The organism is Pseudoalteromonas sp. J2K-J979, assembly GCF_058169715.2.
On record NZ_CM200281.1, the window covers coordinates 1,444,300 to 1,461,105 of the forward strand.

Consider the following 16,806-nt stretch of genomic DNA (forward strand, 5'->3'; position numbering starts at 1 on the left):
CTTTTTTGTAAGATAGGATAACGATTACATAACAAAAAGGGCTGTGTCTAGCAGCCCAATCTCTTTTATATCAGTGGATGGGCTTTGCTTAACGCATAGCAAATACAATTAAACTTGGGAAGACAAAGAAAACTCCAAGCACATAACTGAGAGCCATCAATTTATTTTCAGCTCCTATCACCGCCAGTCGTTCTGCGGCTTTAAGCGGCAAATCACGTAATAGTGGAATACCATAAATAACCACGACAGCTAATACATTAAATAGTACATGAACCAAAGCAATTGTTAATGCCACCACTGCAGTGGGACCAGAGATAGCCGTTGCAGCAAGTAAAGCCGTGATGGTTGTGCCAATGTTCGCACCCAGTGTAAAGGGATAAATTTGTTTAGTTGAAAACATCCCGCTGCCAGCTAATGGGATCATTAAGCTGGTGGTCGTTGATGATGACTGAACCATCACAGTCACGACAGCACCAGAGGTGATCCCTGCAATCGGGCCTTTACCAATCGCGCTGTGTAAAATACCTTTGGCTTTACCTACCATGACTTGCTTCAAAATTTTACCAAGACCAGTTACAGAGACTAAAATTAAGCCAATTCCCAATAGGACTAAAGCGATACCGAGGCTTTTACCATCTAAGAAACCTAAAGCTGATTTGAAAAAATCAACACTTGGGCTGATCATAGCCTTCATAAAATTCATGCTTTTAAGCGATAAGTTTGCATCTGAAATAAACAGTTGCGACAAACTGGTTGCTATTTTTTCTAAAAAACCAAAAGCCAGTTCTAATGGTAAGAAAATAATGACCGCAAGGAGATTAAAAAAATCATGGACGGTTGAAGCACTGAATGCGCGTCTAAATTCGGCTTTTTCTCTTACATGGCCAAACGAGACAATTGTGTTGGTGATGGTGGTACCAATATTTGCCCCCATAATCATTGGAATGGCAATATTGAGCGGCAAGCCTCCTGCAACTAAACCGACGATAACTGAAGTCACCGTCGAGGATGATTGCACCAATGCGGTGGCTAATGCCCCCATTAATAACGCTACAAATGGATTGGTAGCAAAAGCAAAAATTTCTTTTGCGCCTTCAGAGCCACCAGAGAAAAGCTTAAAACCACTGCTGACAGTGCCGACTGCGACAAGCATCAAATAAACAAGAAACGCCACGCAAAACCAATTAAAGATTTTTTGAGGTAAACGAGGTTGTGTATGCATCATAAAGTGTCTCAGCCACAGCAAACATCATTTCTGCCTGGCTTGTTTAAGTGTTATTGCGTCCTGCAAAGTCAAAAATGAATCAGCGCAATTGTCGCACTCACTCTGTGTTGTGCGCATTAAACAGTAGCTTTGTTACAGTTATATTTCAGCTGCAGAACGCGAAAATAAAACTTTTATTAAAATAACTTAAAAGCTTTACCATCAATTGGTTAGATGTAGTTGATAATTAAAAAGTTGGAGGAGGGGATATAAAAGGCCTCAAAAATGAGGCCAACTATAATTATGCAAATTGCTTTTGATTGCTAAGTTTGGCATTTTCAGATTTGAGCTGCTCATTAAGGCTTTGCACTTGTTTGAGCTCATTCTCAAGCTGACGCGCTTTAGACTGAGCTTGCTCGGCACTATTGGTCAGGCGCTCGAATGTAGTCGTCGAGTTTTGTTTAATAAAATCAAGTTGCTCTGCGATGCGTTTGTTTTCAGAGACGGCTTTTTTAGCCTCTGTTTGTTCATTAATTAGTGCACTTTCAAGTTCTTTTATTTTAGCTATCGCTTGTTCGGAGTTAGTTGTCAGGCGCTCAATTGTCGAAGTTGAACTGTTTTTAATGAAGTTCATTTGTTTTGATAACTGAATGTTTTCATTTCTAAGTTCGGTCATCATTTGCTGAGAAGAAAGGACTTCTTCGCGGGCTTGTTCCACTTCCGTTTTTTGGCTGTTAAATGTTTCTTGCTGACTTTCGTTGACACGCTTGGCTTCAATGTTCTGTTTTTTGAGGTCTTCAATACTTTGTTCTGCAGCTTGTAAGTTTTGTTTTAGCTGTTTAATTGCTAATGTCGAATCTTCAAGTTCATTCCCATGTTGCTCAAACTGCGCTTCACTGGTTTTCAGCTTTTGTTTCAAGGTGCTGACTTCCGAAGTGAATGCTTCAACTTCCGCTTGAAGAGCGACAATGGTCTCTGCTTTTTGGCCAAGCTGCTCTGTTAATGATTGGCTTTTCGCTATTGCATCTGCAGTGGCTTTTGAAATTTGTTCATCGCGGTCGTCTACTAAAGACTTAATTTTCGAATTACTGTCAGTGGCTAGGGTCGCCAGTTTGTTTTCGAACTCATTTTTAAGTTCGCTGATCCGTTGTTCGCTCTGCTCTTGGGTGTTAGTTAAGACACTTTGATGCTTCGCGGTTAATTCACTGACGAGTTTTTCGTTTGATTGCGTAAGATCAGTGATATGTTTATCGTAATTTTGCTTGAGTTCAGCAATCGTTTGATTACGATTATCCGTTAGTTCGCTAATTAACGACTCGTAACCTTGTTTTAACTCTGATAATTCAGCAGCTGTAGAGTTACTTAAATTCGCTAATTTCTCTTCATAGCTATCTTTAATTTCTGAAATATTTTTTTGAGCATCGTGATTGAGCGCTAGAATCTGTTTTTCGTAATGGTTTTTAAGATCGGTAACTTGCTGCTGATTTTTTTGTTCAAGATCATGCAGGGTGTTGTCAAAGTTGACTTTATCTTCTTTTACTTGCTCTGTGAGGTCTTTCACAGATTGACGAAGTCCGCTTAATTCTGTTTCGGCTTCATCTAGGCTTTTTAATGAGAGATTTTCGACCTCTAATGCTTGCTCAAGTTGGGTATCTTGATCATGATTGAGCGCTTTGGCATAACGTTCGACTTCGTTTTTAAACGCATCTAAAAACCCTTCACTTAGGCCTGCTGGCTCTGAGTTAGCTTTTGAGTGTTCGTGTAATTCCTGACGCCATTGTTGATAAAACCCTAAAATTTTGGCTTGCGGGCCTGAAGACTGGGCGAGAATTTTGGCGGCGGTTACTTTTTTACCTGCAATTAAGAGTTCATCACAGATTTTTTTTATATCTTGGTAATTTGTTGTCATTGTTTTCCTCTACGCAAGTAGATACTTTACCATTTATAGGAAAAATTGTAGCTAGACTGTTTGTATGAATTTAATTGATAACTTGTTTTTTTTAATAAAAAAATGCTGCAAAACCTAGAGAAGAAGCACACTCAATGAAAATAGGGCACAGCGTCTTTCCAGAACAAATAATCAACAATTAAGATACAAATGTCATAATTGGGACATATGCTAAATTACGCTAATTTTCTCTGAGGATCAAGGAAGGAAATTGCCTCGTTAATACAATTACTTTGGTGTGTTGTGAGCGTGAGTATTCTCTGATTAACCTAGTTTGTTAACTCTCTGTTTATCAGTCAATTTCAAAATGAAAATTGTCATGAATTATGCATTTTGGTTGGTTTAATTTGTTGATTGTGAGTTCATTTTATTAGTTTTTGAATGTTTTTTAAGTCAATGTGTGTTTTGGCAATCGATTGGCTCTTGCACGCTTTTGTTTCAATTAAAGTCAATTGATTCACACTTTGCTATCCATCGGCAGAGACAACTCAAAATCTATCACTCCCTTTTTGGGTAATTGTCATGAAAATGACAAGTAAAAGTCAAAAAAATGCCATTGAATCAGGTTACCTTTTGCGCAAATGTAAAGGAGAGACCATGTTACGATTAAAAAAACGCCCTTCTATTGTTCATACACGTAGCAGTGCGAATAAAGTTTACGTGCCAGATAATGCCAGAGATAATCACTATTTACTTGTGTCATTTCGACCCGAAGATGTGGCACTGACAACGGTGAATTCCGGAGATAAGCAGGCTGTTTCGCATTATTATCGCCAATTTAGTGAACGATTCTTTTCATTATGTCAACGCAGTGAATTACATAATACGCATATCATCGCCAATGGTAAATTAGCAAGAGTTCGCTATGGTGAGGAGCAACAGCATATTGAAACCGAAGAACAAATTATTTTTTTCTACCACCCAGCTATGCACACCGGGCATCATTTATTTGTAGATGAAAACAAGGCTGTCGATAAAATTGATTTGTTGTTTTTAGCCAATGGTGAGCACCTTCGAGAGAATGCTTATTTATTTCATCAGCAAGTTATGGCGTTAATGGCTGAGTTTGCTTTGTTAATGAATGTGCCGCTCAGTCAGATTAAAGTTAAAGATCATCAACATTTAACCTATGACTTATATGCCCATGAGCGAGGGCATAAACAAACAAAGACTCATGGTTTGAGACAGCTTCGTTATCGGTATCAGGAGCAAGGGCTTGAAATTAGTCAGCAAAGTAACAACTTGACGTATGCAATAATCAATATTCCTGTCACGTTAACGATGCGCCAAAAAATTCACCAACAATTTGATGAGACACAACGCTATCGCGACTTTTACCTGTCAGTGCAAGCGCAAGTTTCGCAACTGTGTCACCAATATGGCATGTCGCATTGGGTGCTTGTGGCCAACGGCCAAGTCCCTTTAATTCGAGCAACCTCTCAGGATCCTCAAGGGCAACGCCGAGAGTTGTTGGATGTGAGTGTAGATGCAATCCAAGCCAATCAGCCGATAGTGTATGTGGACGACAGTCAACTGGTGGATAGTTTAAGTTTGGTTTTTATTGCGACAGAGCAAGATATCCAGCGCAATGGCTATGGAAAATTTGTGAATCAGCTGAGCTTTTTAATCAAAGAGTTGAGCTTATCACTTGGCTTAGAGTCCCAGCGCGATGCGCTGATATTGCGCTTTTTTCAGCATTTATCGTATCGGTTAGCCGAAGAAACATAGACTTTCGTCTCAATATTATCCGTTTCATAGAGTATGGTAAGCTGCTTTTTTAACATTGAGAATGAGGATAGAAAATGGAACAGTTTGAACTTGTCACAGTGGGTAAGGCAGCCAATGTATATTTTGATGGCCAAGTGACTAGCCGTACGGTCACGTTTAAAGATGGGAGTCGTAAAACACTGGGAATTATGCAGCCCGGTGAATATGAGTTTTCGACTGCGTTAGCTGAAGTGATGGAAATCACACAAGGGCAACTGGATGTATTATTGCCTGAGCAAACGCAATGGAAAGCAATTAGTGCGGGCGAGTTGTTTGAAATTGGCGCTAACCAATCTTTTAAAGTCAAAGTGCATTCCATTACAGATTACTGTTGCTCATACTTCGAGTAAAATTTGCCATCATTAGATATAAGAGGCGAAGGCCTCTTTTTTATTGATAAAAAAATTCGCTCTTTTAAATAAGAACTTTTTATTCGTCAAAAACAATAAACTTGTTTATCCTCAAATGATTAACTGTTTTAAAGGATGTTCAAGTGAAATATATATTATGCTTCATCTGCTTGATTGTTGTGGCGAATGCTGAGGCGACGGCTGCTAAATTACAATCAGGGCCTGTTATTACGCCTTTCGGTAAATATTACCCTGTTGACTCGGCTTTGGCTTTAAGCTCAGAGACACGTTTTAAAGTGGTATTTGATGTGAGTGAGCAAACAGGAACGAAAAAAGAAAATCGCTATTTCAATAATTTAGCCCGCTTTATCAATATGCATGTGAATGCGGGGGTGCCGTTGGAACACATTGATTTAGCTTTGGTGGTGCATGATAAGGCTGGCTATGATTTACTCAATGACAGTGGTTTTCAAAAAGAATATCAACGGAATAATCCCAGTGCGTCATTGGTTAGCCAATTGCTTAACGCAAATGTAAAAATCTACCTCTGTGGTCAATCGGCCGCTTTTTTAGATATTAAACAGACAGATTTAATCGCTGGAGTGGAGCAGGCCACATCGGCCATGACAGCACATGCTACTTTAGCTCAACAAGGCTATTCGCTTAATCCGTTTTAATGGAAAAATATTCAGTTATTGATTGGCTAATGCGCTGGTGCGGCGTTGTTTTGTTCGCACTGCCAGTGCAAGCAACCGTTTATACGCTTCCAGAGAATGGAAGGTTGATTGGTGAGCCAATTTTGCATAATGCGCAGCAAGGTGAATACTTTCAAAATCTTGCTGAGCAATATGATGTTGGTTTTTTGGCGTTAATGGCGGCCAACCCTGAACTTGATCCTCTCTATCTTAATGCTGACACTGTTGTAATTATTCCTAAACAGATGATTTTGCCAAATGTTCCGCAACGGGGCATTGTAATTAACTTGCCTGAATTACGCTTGTATTACTTTGAACCCACCGGTCAGCAGGTTTTTGTCTACCCAATAGGAATAGGACAGCCAGGATTGCGCACACCGGTTTCGACTTCAACAATTAGTGAAAAACGAGTTGATCCTAGTTGGGTGGTGCCCGAGTCATTAAAGCTGCGGTATTTTACGGAGCAAGCAATTCAATTGCCCGATATTATTCCACCAGGCCCGAGCAACCCTCTGGGTGGTTTTGCCATGAGGCTTGGCAGCAGTGAGTATTTAATCCACGGCAGTAATCAGCGTTTTGGCATTGGTATGAGTGTGAGCTCAGGTTGCTTGCGGTTATTTGATGCCGATATAGAAGAACTGTTTTCAATGGTTGAGATTGGCACGCCGGTGAGAATAATCGATCAGCCCGTCAAAATCAGCTATGAAGCAAATAACGCACGCTATGTTGAAATTCATAGTCCGTTATCTGATTCTAAGATGTCTGCTCACTCTGGATATTATCAAAAAGCGTTTAATGCGTTGATTCAAGGGCAAGAGAATGCGGATCTGCGAGCCCTTGTGACAGAAAATATCGCTCAGCTGCTGCTCCACACTACAGGTATGCCAGTCAATGTTATACCTGAACAAGTTATTTCTTCAAACACTGAAGTGCCCCCAAGCTAGACAGATTGAATGTTATCTATGGGGCACAAAATAATCGCTGGTGTACTTTATAGGCATATTCATCCGTCATACCCGAAATATAATCACTAATTACGCGATGACCTTGGCCTGTTTTATCTTGTGTTTCTGCCCATTTAGCTTGGCTGCTACTAGGCAGTAGGCGCATCGGATCGCTTGCAAATGCGCTGAATAAGTCAATGATCAACTTTTGCCCTTTAAATTCGATTTGCTGAATTTCGGGTTTTCGGATCACAACATGATAGATAAAACGTTTTAAGTGGGTTAAAAAGGCCTCTAGTGGCTCACTCAGGCCGACCTGATAACGGAGCAAACTGCATTGGAATTGCTCATTTTGTTGACTGACGTGTGCTTGAGTAATAAATAAATTAACTAATTCTCCGATCGCATCTTTTCTCTTTGGCTCTTGGCTTGAAAAAAGTTGCTGGCTAATGCGTGTTAAATTGGCTTTTAGCCATGGTAGCTCAATTTGTGCTAGATCATTGAGGGCCAACTCGTGCCAATGAGCGGCTGTGACAGTGCCTGTTGCGATGGCATCTTCCAAATCATGCACCGCATAAGCAATATCATCAGCCAGTTCCATAATTGAGCAATCGAGGGATTTAAAGACAGTGCGCTCGCGAAATTTATCCATAGGTTGGTAGCTTTGTAAAAGCTCAGCATCGTGCTCTGGCAGAGGCGATAAAAGCCAATCAAAGACATCGTTATCCACTTGATAAATGCCTTTTGCCGGTCGCCAATCTGTAGAGTTAATAAATGTATCGTTGGAATGAACTCGTGGCTGCTGTCTCCACAGCGTATCGATAATTTGTGGATACTTTATAAAACCAAGTAACGTTCTGCGTGTGAGGTTCATGCCAAAACCGGCTGTGTAGGGTTCAAGTTTAGCTACAATTCGTAAGGTTTGACCGTTTCCTTCGAATCCACCATGATCGCGCATCATATAGTTCAGTGCAATTTCACCCCCATGTCCGAAGGGGGGATGCCCGATATCATGGGCTAAACAGAGAGTTTCAATCATACTGCGACAGGGCAAAATAGCATTAAATTGTTGCTGAGAGCGCAGTTGACCTAGAATACCACTGCCAATTTGCGCCACTTCGAGGGAATGAGTTAAACGTGTCCGATAAAAGTCGTCTACGCCAATGCCCATAATTTGTGTTTTGGCTTGTAAACGACGAAAAGCCGCAGCATGAATGATACGTGCGCGATCTTTTTGGTAGGCGGTGCGATGATCGTCGGGGCGTTGTTTGTTTTCCTGGCCTCGGCGTTGTGTCCAAGTGCGTTGATCCATTACTGCTCCTTTTGAAATTGTCGCACATATTTTGCAACAACTGTGTCTAAGATCATTATTTTATTATGATTTTAATAGTATAAAATTAAAAGCATACTCACGAATTTAATTAGGAGGGGGGAATGGCCGTCCCATTGCTTTTAATTGCGGGTGCTTTAGGCGGGCTGTATTTAAGCGCACAACATAAAAAGGTGTTAATACAGCAAGATACTAATCGACGTTTATCTATTGAGCCTTCACTAGGCCATGAAGTCATCGCAAGGTGGCCTTCGGATGTCTACCCGAGTTCATTTAAGGTGAAGCCACAACCGGGGAGTATCGTTTGTTGCTGTGTTTATCAGGCCTTTGATCACACGGCCGTCGTCATTGATGATAATACGATTGTTGAATTACACGGTAGTGGTTTGGTGCGCGCGGTTTCACCTGAGCGCTTTCTAAGTGACCGTTGTGGTCAGCACATTTTTGTTGCTTGTAACCAAAGAGGTGAGCCATTTGTTTTTCCTGAGGTACAACAACAGGCGGTAAAAGAAGTGTTTAATTTTTATGATTACCATGTCGTGAAACTAAATTGTTATCGTCATACTTGGTTGTGTTTAACACAAGAAGATCATCAAATTGACTCATTTGAGCAGTTTAATCTGCTTCTAAGTCACACATTAAATGCAGCAATATATTGGGATCAAGCCGAGTTCAACATGCCTTAATTCGCATTTACTGTGGCTTACTGTATAATATGCCACCTAAAAAAGCGTATTACTAAACGGATATTGGGTAATACAGTCGATTAATCACTGAGGGAAATTACATGATTAAAAGCGCATTGCGATTACTTGCGATCACTTTTATTGTATACATTTTTGTATATCCATTTATTAATCAACAAGCTACGCCCACACCTTCCCCTGAACCAAGTCCAATCATCGAAGACGTGGTTGCGGTTGTAGTTATTGAACAGCCAAAGCATGATGTTAAGCTTCCAGACTTTGGCAGCATTGTTGATATAAAAGCCAAGAAGTCCGAGTTTTTTGATTTTATTCGTCCACATGTTGTGGCTCAAAATAAGCGGATAGAACAACAGCGTGCTGTACTCGAAATTGCATTAATGATGCTGCAATTTGACGAAGAATTGTCTGAGCAACAACAGCGCAAGATAAGCAAGATATTTAAAGAATATAAAATTAAACAAGCCATATCAGTTGAATCGCTTACTCGTGCATTGGTGCGTGTTGATATTGTTCCTGAGGAATTGGTATTGATGCAGGCTGCGAATGAGTCAGCATGGGGGACGTCTCGTTTTGCCCGCATTGGACTGAACTTCTTTGGTCAGTGGTGTTACAGGCGAGGTTGCGGGCTTGTTCCCCGAGGTCGAAATGAAGGCGCTCATCACGAAGTGGCTGTTTATCAATCGGTTCAACAAGCCGTGGCTGCGTATTTTAGAAACTTAAACACCAATCGAGCTTATGCGACATTACGACAACTGCGAGCCCAAGCTCGTGAAAATAATCAACTGCCCTCAGCTGTCGCTTTGGCCAATGGTCTACATGCATACTCTGAACGTGGCCAGCATTATGTTGCAGAGATCAGTGCGATGATAGTATCGAATCAGGAATATTTTAGTGAATAAGCGTTTTATAAGTGTTGTGTTACTTAGCGGACTGTCGTTTGTCAGTGAGGCCGCAGAATTTTCCGTCTCTTACGATGGCTTTTATGACCGAATGAAAGTGGTTAATAAAGGAGATTACTTGCAAGCGCGGGTCGGTTTTTATTTAGTCGATGCCAAGCAACCTGAAGCGGTCTGTAATATTGCATCGGGGAAAATAGTCACTGAAAAAACTGAGCAACCTCTCAGTTTTACTTCATCAGCTCAACTATTGTTGCCTTTTGAAAAGCAACTCGATAAAGATAAAGCTGTTATTGTGATACAAACCAATACTGAGCAATGTCAGCTTAAAATGCAGATTGAAGCGATTGATACTTATCAGGCTGTACTTACTCAAGACGCGTTATATGACACCTTTACTGAGTTAAACAATTTAATGGATGACTTGTCTGGTTTTTTTATGACCAAAGTGTTTTCTTTTTTAATGCCGACAATGACAGGGCTCACCGTTGAATTTACCCAACCTGTGCAAGTAATCGGTGATGATGAGTGGCTTTGTGAGGGTTATCGCTGTCGAATTACTCTTAAAGAAACGTGGAAAAATAGTCAACAAACAGTCCATTTTAACGCGACTCCTGTGCGGATCCTTCCTTATTTTGCACAATAATTCTTTGGCTGTTATTACTCGATAACAGCCGCTTTTTCTGTCAGTTTTATTCCCTTTATTCATTTGATTACTAAAATCGAGCAGCTAGATTTTGTAAAGAATTTATTACACTTTAGATTCCTTTTACGTTAACGTAAACTTATTGTGCTGCATCAGGTCTTTATTTGGTGTTTATAGCTGATTGATTGCTCGTTTTAGAATGAATAATCTAATTTATTTTACTTTAGTGAATTGTTTTGTTCTTAATGTGGTTAATGGTAGTTTTATCATCTCAAAATGTGGCGTGCTAAAACAGTTGGTGATAGAGTTCTGTCAAATTCAGTATTTATAATACCTGCTGTCAGGTGAATTATTTCGGAGAAAAAGCGTGGCTGTATTTAATAAAGTTGAGTTTGATAATCACGAACAAGTGGTGTTTTGCTCTGATAAAGAATCAGGCTTAAAAGCGATTATTGCGGTGCACAGTACCAAGCTCGGACCTGCTGTAGGTGGGTGTCGTCTTTGGGATTATGCATCCGATGAAGATGCTGTATATGATGTACTTCGTTTATCAAAAGGAATGACTTATAAAAATGCAGTGGCGCGCTTGCCATTTGGTGGTGGTAAGTCGGTCATTATTGGGGATGCAAAAGCGATTAAATCAGAGGCGCTATTCCGTGCATTTGGCCGTCAACTTGAGCGTTTAAGTGGCTCTTATTATTCTGCTGAAGATGTCAATATCACCTGTGCGGATGTTGCTATTATGAATAAAGAAACCAATTATGTGCTAGGGCTTGAAGGCAAAAGCGGTAATCCATCTCCTTTTACAGCACTCGGTACATTCTTAGGGATTAAGGCTGCATTTCAACATCAACGAGGTCATCAAGATTTAAGTGGTGTTAAAGTGGCTGTTCAGGGGCTTGGTGCAGTGGCTTATACTTTATGTAAATATTTACACGAAGCCGGTGCTGAGTTATTAGTGACAGATATTAATCAATCATCGATTGATCGAGTTGTTTCGGATTTTAATGCGACCGCCGTGTCAATTGATGAAATCTATGACTTAGATGTTGATGTATACGCGCCGTGTGCATTGGGTGCAACCATTAACGATCATACCATTGAACGCTTAAAAGCGACCATCGTAGCTGGCTGTGCGAATAATCAGCTGGCAGAATGTCGTCATGGTGAAATATTGCGACAAAAAGGCGTATTATATGCCCCTGACTATGTGATTAATGCAGGTGGGATAATCAATGTTTTTTATGAAACAGCCCCAGAAGGTTACAGTGCGCAAGCAGCAACAAAACACGTAGAAGGTATTTTTGATACCTTGACTGAAATTTTCTCGCGCTCAGAATCAGAGCAAAAATCAACGCACCTAATCGCTGATGAACTAGCTCAAGAGATTATCGAAAACGGTTTGTAATGATTACCTGTACTCTCCTTTTTTAAAACGCAGCCCAATGGCTGCGTTTTTTGATCCAGAGCGCAAAAAGTTAACAAATGAATGACAACCCTGATAGATAAGTATGGGGATTAGCGAGTTGAGTATTCTTGTGGGGTTAATAAACAGTCAAAATAGGACAGTTCAAACAAGTAATTGAACCAGAATGTTAACAACTACAATTAAACCAACATAATAGGGGAAGGCTCATAATGAGGGGAGCTCTAAAAGCAAAAGACAGCGCTGTCTTGTCTGGTGCACGTTTCAAGCATTCAACTGTCGCATTGAGTGTTGCAGCGTGTTTATTTTCTATCAGCGGTGTTGCGGCAGAAAATGAAAAATCAAAAGAAGCGATCGAAGTCGTTGAAGTAACGGGTATTCGTGGTAGTACTCAAGCCAGTATCAATACAAAGCGTTTTGCATCTACTCAAGTAGATGGTATTAGCGCAGAAGACATCGGTAAATTACCTGACGTGACCATCGCAGATTCACTTCAACGTATTACTGGTGTTCAAATTGAACGTACAGCAGGTGAAGGTGGGCCGGTTGCAATTCGTGGTTTACCGCAAGTTGATACCTTGATGAATGGCGAAGTGTTTTTAAGTGCGACCACCATTGATTCGTCTGGTGCGGATTTTGGTGATTTACCTTCACAGCTTTTTTCAGGCATTGATGTTTATAAATCGAGTGAAGCGAAAAGTTCAGCTGCGGGTATTTCCGGTTCAATCGATTTACACACCCGTCGCCCATTTGATATGGAAGAAGGCTACACATTTGCAGGCGGTGCTGAAGTTACTCGCGGTTCAATCAGCGATGAAACGGATCCGAATGTAAATGGCTTATTTAGCTATAATGGCGATTCATGGGGGGTGTTATTCACAGCGGTTGTGTCTGAAGCGAACTTGGCGACCGATTATAACGGTTATTTCGACACCTCAGAAAATGGCGGCATTGGTGCAGCCAATAATAACCATACTTGGGGCGCAAACCCTCGAGGTGAAGAAACACGTCATGTGGTTCCGCAAGGTTTTGCCGCTTTTAATAAACAAGAAGAGCGCGAACGCCAAGCGTTCCAGTTCTCTTTTCAGGCAGATTTAGGGGAAGGGTTTACCTTAACTGCTGATGCATTTTATACCAACCAAGATCGTTTCAATAATCGTCGTGGTTTATCACAAAATAACCGCTGGAACACGTTTAATGATTACGCGTATCCAACAGCTGATGGTTGGACAGGCGATACCTTTACCGATGAAGACGGTAATGCGTGGGGAAGCGTGAATGCTTTTGATATGAAGTCATACCGCTTACAGACTTTTACCCAAGTCAATAATAATGAAGAGACGTCACAAAACTTCAATTTACAATTGGACTATAACAATGGCGGTGCGCTAACAGGTCAGGTTCGTGTCACTCGTGCTAAAGCGACGGCAAAAATGCGTCATGGTTATGGTGAAGGCGATATTTTATCCATTGATCAAGGCACATTAGTCACAGGTCCAGGACAATTCGCGCAAGGCGAGCATTGTAATAACGGTGAAGAAATCGTCGGCAGTAATGGTGGATGTTATGCCAGCTTTGCACCAGGTGGTATTGAAGATGAGTTTATCTTAAGCTATGACGCACGTGGTGAATTTCCACACTTTAGCGGGTTTGACCAACTGGTAAATGGTGGCAATGGATTACGTTCTGTTGCTGATTATATGGGTGACATTAATTCTTATCACATCGGTGCATTCTCATCTGAAGGCAATACTGACGATGAAGGTGAGATTAATACCTTTAGCACAAAATGGAATTATGCGTTTGATGATCAGCCATTCATTACCAGTGTTGATTTTGGTATTCGCATGAGCGAACGAATCGTGGATCACGATCAGTTTACCTATACTTCAAACTTCGGTGATGGCTGTGATATCGCCCAATGGAAAGCGGTTGACCAATACATGAATACCGCTGGTTGTGAAGGTAACCCAGCTGCGGGTGAATACTTAACACAAGATGTGGGTGATCTGACAGCGGGTACTTGGGTTCCTTACACCATTTTACCGCCAACACGCTTAGATACCCATACGACGGTTTCGTATCAAACTGATTTTGGTAACGTGACAGGTATTCCGGGTATTTGGTCAATCGACCCAAGCAACTTTAAAGATCCTCGCCAATTTCATTTAGACACATTTGGTAATGTGCAGCGCACTGAAAATGGGGGAGCGAGTTATGATGTGACCCTAGAAGAGTTTTCATACTTCGTGCAAGCAAACTTTGATTACAATATTTTCAGTGGTAACTTCGGCTTAAAAGTCGTAGAAACTGATTTATACGTAAAACAAAACTTAGTCGGTGCCAGCTTACCACACAGTGGTTTAGGTCCAGATACTGGTGACGTAGTTACAGAGCGCAGCTATACCGATTACTTACCGTCACTAAATGTGAATGCAGCTGTTCACGAAGACGTGATTTTACGTGCCGCGTATTCTAAAAATATGCAAGCGTTAAACCTAGCTAGCCTAGGTGGTGGTAAAACAGTGGGCCGTGTCAACAATGAAGACTGTAACTGTCTTCGCGTTGTAAACGGAACTCTGACAGGTAACCCAGGATTGGACCCATGGCGTTCAAATAACTATTCACTTTCAGCTGAATGGTATAATGGCGATGCCTCTATGTTGTTTTTCGCAACATATATGATTGATATCGAAAGCTTCACCGAAGGTGGTGTGGTGATGATCGATGAGCCCGATGCCGATGGTATCAAGCGTGGTCCATGGCCATTTAATACTCAAGTACAAGGCAACGGTGGTGATGTAACCGGCTTTGAAGTTGGTGCACGTGTTGCATTCAGTGATATTACTGATATTGCATTACTCGCAAATGTTGGTTTTGATGCAAACTACACTTATAACGACAGCTCGCAAGAAGCTAAAGATGTAAAAGGCAACGATTTACCGTTTGTAGGCATGTCAGAAGATACCTATAACTTAGTGTTATGGTATGAAGATGATAGTTTCTCAACACGTTTGGCTTGGAACTCGCGTAGTCCACGTTTGATCACACAAGGTACTGTAGGCGCAGTGGGCGGTCAATCACTGTATCAAGATGATTACTCACAACTTGATATCAGCGCAACGTACAACATCAATGATGATTTCAGTGTGTATGTCCATGGTTCGAATATTCTTGAAGAATATCAACAAACATACTTAGAGTTTTCATCTCAAAAAGCATTCCAAAATGTGTATGAAGCACGCTGGACTTTGGGTGCACGTATGACGTTTTAATTAAGTTTTCTTAGTTAATATCGTGTTAATAAGCCACCGTATGTTGATACGGTGGCTTATGTATTTAAAAATTAGCAGTAGAGTGTGGCATGAAAACAACAATAAAATCGGTTGTCATCTTAGGGGGGGGAACATCGGGCTGGATGACGGCCGCTGCCCTAAGTCAACATTTTGCCCAAGCAGATGTTTCGGTGAAGGTGATTGACTCTGCAGACATTGGCACAATTGGTGTCGGCGAAGCGACCATTCCAACGTTACGGCGTTTTTATCAAAAATTAGGTTTGACTGATCAAGATGTGTTAACAGCCTGTCAGGCGACTTGTAAATTGGGAATTGAATTTAAAGATTGGTACCAAGCAGGCCGTTCATTTATTCATCCGTTTGGCTTATTTGGCCAGCCCGCCAATGGGGTGGCGTTTCATCACTACTGGTTAAAACTAAAACAACATGGTGATCCCAGCCCGTTGTCTGATTATTCATATGGTGTGCGTTTAGCGCAAAATAATAAATTCACCTTTCCTGTGAGTAACCCCAATTCGCCATTAGCCATTTTTGATTGGGCGCTGCATTTTGATGCCTCGTTATTTGCTGATTTGATGAAAAAAGTGGCCCTAAAATATGGTTGTGAGCATATTGATAACATCATCACTGGCGTTAACCTCGATGCCCAGGAAGAAGCAATAAGCAGTGTGACATTGCAAAATGGACAGCAGATAAGTGCGGACTTATTTATTGATTGCTCTGGCTTTAAAGCCCTGTTAATCGAAGGGGCGCTCAAGACAGGTTATCAAAATTGGAGCCAATGGCTCAAATGTGACCGAGCGGTTGCGGTACAAACCTCGCGCGTGGATGAACCCCTTAGCCGTACCGTGGTGCAAGCTCAAGAAGCAGGGTGGCAATGGACCATCCCGCTACAACAACGAACGGGGAATGGGCATGTCTACAGTAGCCATTATATGTCGCAAGAGGCGGCAACCCAGTTGTTGTTAGAGAACGTTAAGGGGGAAGTTTTACACCCACCTCGCCATTTTTCATTTACGCCAGGGCGTAGAACATTCGCATGGCAAAAAAACTGCATTGCAGTTGGTTTAGCAGCCGGTTTTTTAGAGCCGTTAGAGAGTACCAGCATTGCATTAGTTGAAACGGCGATTGATAAAATCATTCAAACATTTTCAGCTCCTGAGTATAGCGAGCAAGATATCGTGCGTTTCAATCAAGTAACGGCCACCGAATATGAGCGGGTGCGAGACTTTTTAATTTTACATTATGCCCTGAATCAACGGGAACAAGGAAAGATGTGGCAAGACTGCAAGGAAATGACTTTGCCAGATACTTTGCGAGATAAACTTCAGCAGTACCAAGCTCAGGGTGCGTTAACCCGTTTACCGTGGGAAATGTTTGGCCCAGATAGCTGGTTAGCTATTTTGGATGGATTTGGCTGTTACCCGAGTCAGTATGATCCTTTGGTTGATAAGTTATCGGTAGATTACTTAAGCACGAGTTTTAAATTGATGCGAGAAGGGATTACACATGCGGTTGAGCATGCCCCAAGCCACAGTGAGTTTTTGCGTCAATTGACTCATTCTCCATCCCAGCAACCCGAGCCAGCTTAATAAGG

Annotated in this window: 13 protein-coding genes; 10 read left to right on the top strand and 3 right to left on the bottom strand. The window is 41.4% G+C overall.

The window, feature by feature from the left end; genetic code table 11:
- Positions 1-88: 88 nt before the first annotated feature.
- Together AC3KVK_RS06765 and AC3KVK_RS06770 are read right to left on the bottom strand one after the other, a co-directional pair.
- Positions 89-1,222, bottom strand: coding sequence for a Na/Pi symporter (locus AC3KVK_RS06765; RefSeq protein WP_490312213.1), 1,134 nt, complete (start codon positions 1,220-1,222; stop codon positions 89-91).
- Positions 1,223-1,505: 283 nt separating this feature from the next.
- Entirely contained in the window at positions 1,506-3,113 is a 1,608-nt protein-coding gene (locus AC3KVK_RS06770; RefSeq protein ID WP_490312165.1) for a DNA-binding protein, read from the bottom strand.
- Between the two features lie 636 nt (positions 3,114-3,749).
- On the opposite strand from AC3KVK_RS06770, the gene AC3KVK_RS06775 reads away from it, so the two are divergent.
- The 4 genes from AC3KVK_RS06775 (at position 3,750) to AC3KVK_RS06790 (ending at position 6,908) form a co-directional block, all read left to right on the top strand.
- Positions 3,750-4,880 carry a DUF3083 family protein gene (locus AC3KVK_RS06775; RefSeq protein WP_490312164.1) on the top strand — a complete coding sequence of 377 codons (1,131 nt, stop codon included), beginning with the start codon at positions 3,750-3,752 and terminating at the stop codon, positions 4,878-4,880.
- A 74-nt stretch (positions 4,881-4,954) separates the two neighbouring features.
- Positions 4,955-5,269: a pyrimidine/purine nucleoside phosphorylase gene (gene ppnP, locus AC3KVK_RS06780; RefSeq protein WP_490312163.1), complete on the top strand. Its 315-nt coding sequence runs from the start codon at positions 4,955-4,957 to the stop codon at positions 5,267-5,269.
- Between the two features lie 143 nt (positions 5,270-5,412).
- A complete protein-coding gene (locus AC3KVK_RS06785) occupies positions 5,413-5,946 on the top strand; it encodes a DsrE family protein (protein WP_490312162.1) in 534 nt (177 codons plus the stop codon).
- A complete protein-coding gene (locus tag AC3KVK_RS06790) occupies positions 5,946-6,908 on the top strand; it encodes a L,D-transpeptidase family protein (protein WP_490312161.1) in 963 nt (320 codons plus the stop codon). The genes AC3KVK_RS06785 and AC3KVK_RS06790 overlap by 1 nt, the downstream gene beginning before the upstream one ends.
- Before the next feature lie 16 nt (positions 6,909-6,924).
- Here the strand turns inward: AC3KVK_RS06790 and AC3KVK_RS06795 are convergent, their stop codons facing one another.
- On the bottom strand, positions 6,925-8,220 hold the full coding sequence (locus AC3KVK_RS06795) for an anti-phage deoxyguanosine triphosphatase (RefSeq protein ID WP_490312160.1): 1,296 nt from the start codon (positions 8,218-8,220) through the stop codon (positions 6,925-6,927).
- 122 nt (positions 8,221-8,342) lie between these two features.
- Here AC3KVK_RS06795 and AC3KVK_RS06800 point away from each other — a divergent pair, with 122 nt between their 5' ends.
- The 6 genes from AC3KVK_RS06800 (at position 8,343) to AC3KVK_RS06825 (ending at position 16,801) form a co-directional block, all read left to right on the top strand.
- On the top strand, positions 8,343-8,924 hold the full coding sequence (locus AC3KVK_RS06800; RefSeq protein WP_490312159.1) for a hypothetical protein: 582 nt from the start codon (positions 8,343-8,345) through the stop codon (positions 8,922-8,924).
- Between the two features lie 101 nt (positions 8,925-9,025).
- Positions 9,026-9,844: a glucosaminidase domain-containing protein gene (locus tag AC3KVK_RS06805; protein WP_490312158.1), complete on the top strand. Its 819-nt coding sequence runs from the start codon at positions 9,026-9,028 to the stop codon at positions 9,842-9,844.
- The gene (locus AC3KVK_RS06810; RefSeq protein ID WP_490312157.1) at positions 9,837-10,487 is read left to right on the top strand and encodes a DUF2987 domain-containing protein; all 651 of its coding nucleotides are present in this window, start codon (positions 9,837-9,839) and stop codon (positions 10,485-10,487) included. Before AC3KVK_RS06805 ends, AC3KVK_RS06810 begins: the two co-directional genes overlap by 8 nt.
- Positions 10,488-10,854: 367 nt before the next feature.
- Entirely contained in the window at positions 10,855-11,895 is a 1,041-nt protein-coding gene (locus tag AC3KVK_RS06815) for a Leu/Phe/Val dehydrogenase (protein WP_490312156.1), read from the top strand.
- A 230-nt stretch (positions 11,896-12,125) separates the two neighbouring features.
- Positions 12,126-15,188, top strand: coding sequence for a TonB-dependent receptor (locus AC3KVK_RS06820; protein ID WP_490312155.1), 3,063 nt, complete (start codon positions 12,126-12,128; stop codon positions 15,186-15,188).
- Positions 15,189-15,277: 89 nt separating this feature from the next.
- Entirely contained in the window at positions 15,278-16,801 is a 1,524-nt protein-coding gene (locus tag AC3KVK_RS06825) for a tryptophan halogenase family protein (RefSeq protein ID WP_490312154.1), read from the top strand.
- The last annotated feature ends 5 nt before the right edge of the window (positions 16,802-16,806 follow it).

Excerpts from the sequence above, each read along its gene's own strand:
- AC3KVK_RS06825 (WP_490312154.1), top strand. The coding sequence starts at position 15,278 with ATGAAAACAACAATAAAATCGGTTGTCATCTTAGGGGGGGGAACATCG.
- AC3KVK_RS06790 (WP_490312161.1), top strand. The coding sequence starts at position 5,946 with ATGGAAAAATATTCAGTTATTGATTGGCTAATGCGCTGGTGCGGCGTT.
- AC3KVK_RS06795 (WP_490312160.1), bottom strand. The coding sequence starts at position 8,220 with ATGGATCAACGCACTTGGACACAACGCCGAGGCCAGGAAAACAAACAA.
- AC3KVK_RS06805 (WP_490312158.1), top strand. The coding sequence starts at position 9,026 with ATGATTAAAAGCGCATTGCGATTACTTGCGATCACTTTTATTGTATAC.
- AC3KVK_RS06800 (WP_490312159.1), top strand. The coding sequence starts at position 8,343 with ATGGCCGTCCCATTGCTTTTAATTGCGGGTGCTTTAGGCGGGCTGTAT.
- AC3KVK_RS06775 (WP_490312164.1), top strand. The coding sequence starts at position 3,750 with ATGTTACGATTAAAAAAACGCCCTTCTATTGTTCATACACGTAGCAGT.
- AC3KVK_RS06820 (WP_490312155.1), top strand. The coding sequence starts at position 12,126 with ATGAGGGGAGCTCTAAAAGCAAAAGACAGCGCTGTCTTGTCTGGTGCA.
- AC3KVK_RS06770 (WP_490312165.1), bottom strand. The coding sequence starts at position 3,113 with ATGACAACAAATTACCAAGATATAAAAAAAATCTGTGATGAACTCTTA.
- ppnP (WP_490312163.1), top strand. The coding sequence starts at position 4,955 with ATGGAACAGTTTGAACTTGTCACAGTGGGTAAGGCAGCCAATGTATAT.
- AC3KVK_RS06765 (WP_490312213.1), bottom strand. The coding sequence starts at position 1,222 with ATGCATACACAACCTCGTTTACCTCAAAAAATCTTTAATTGGTTTTGC.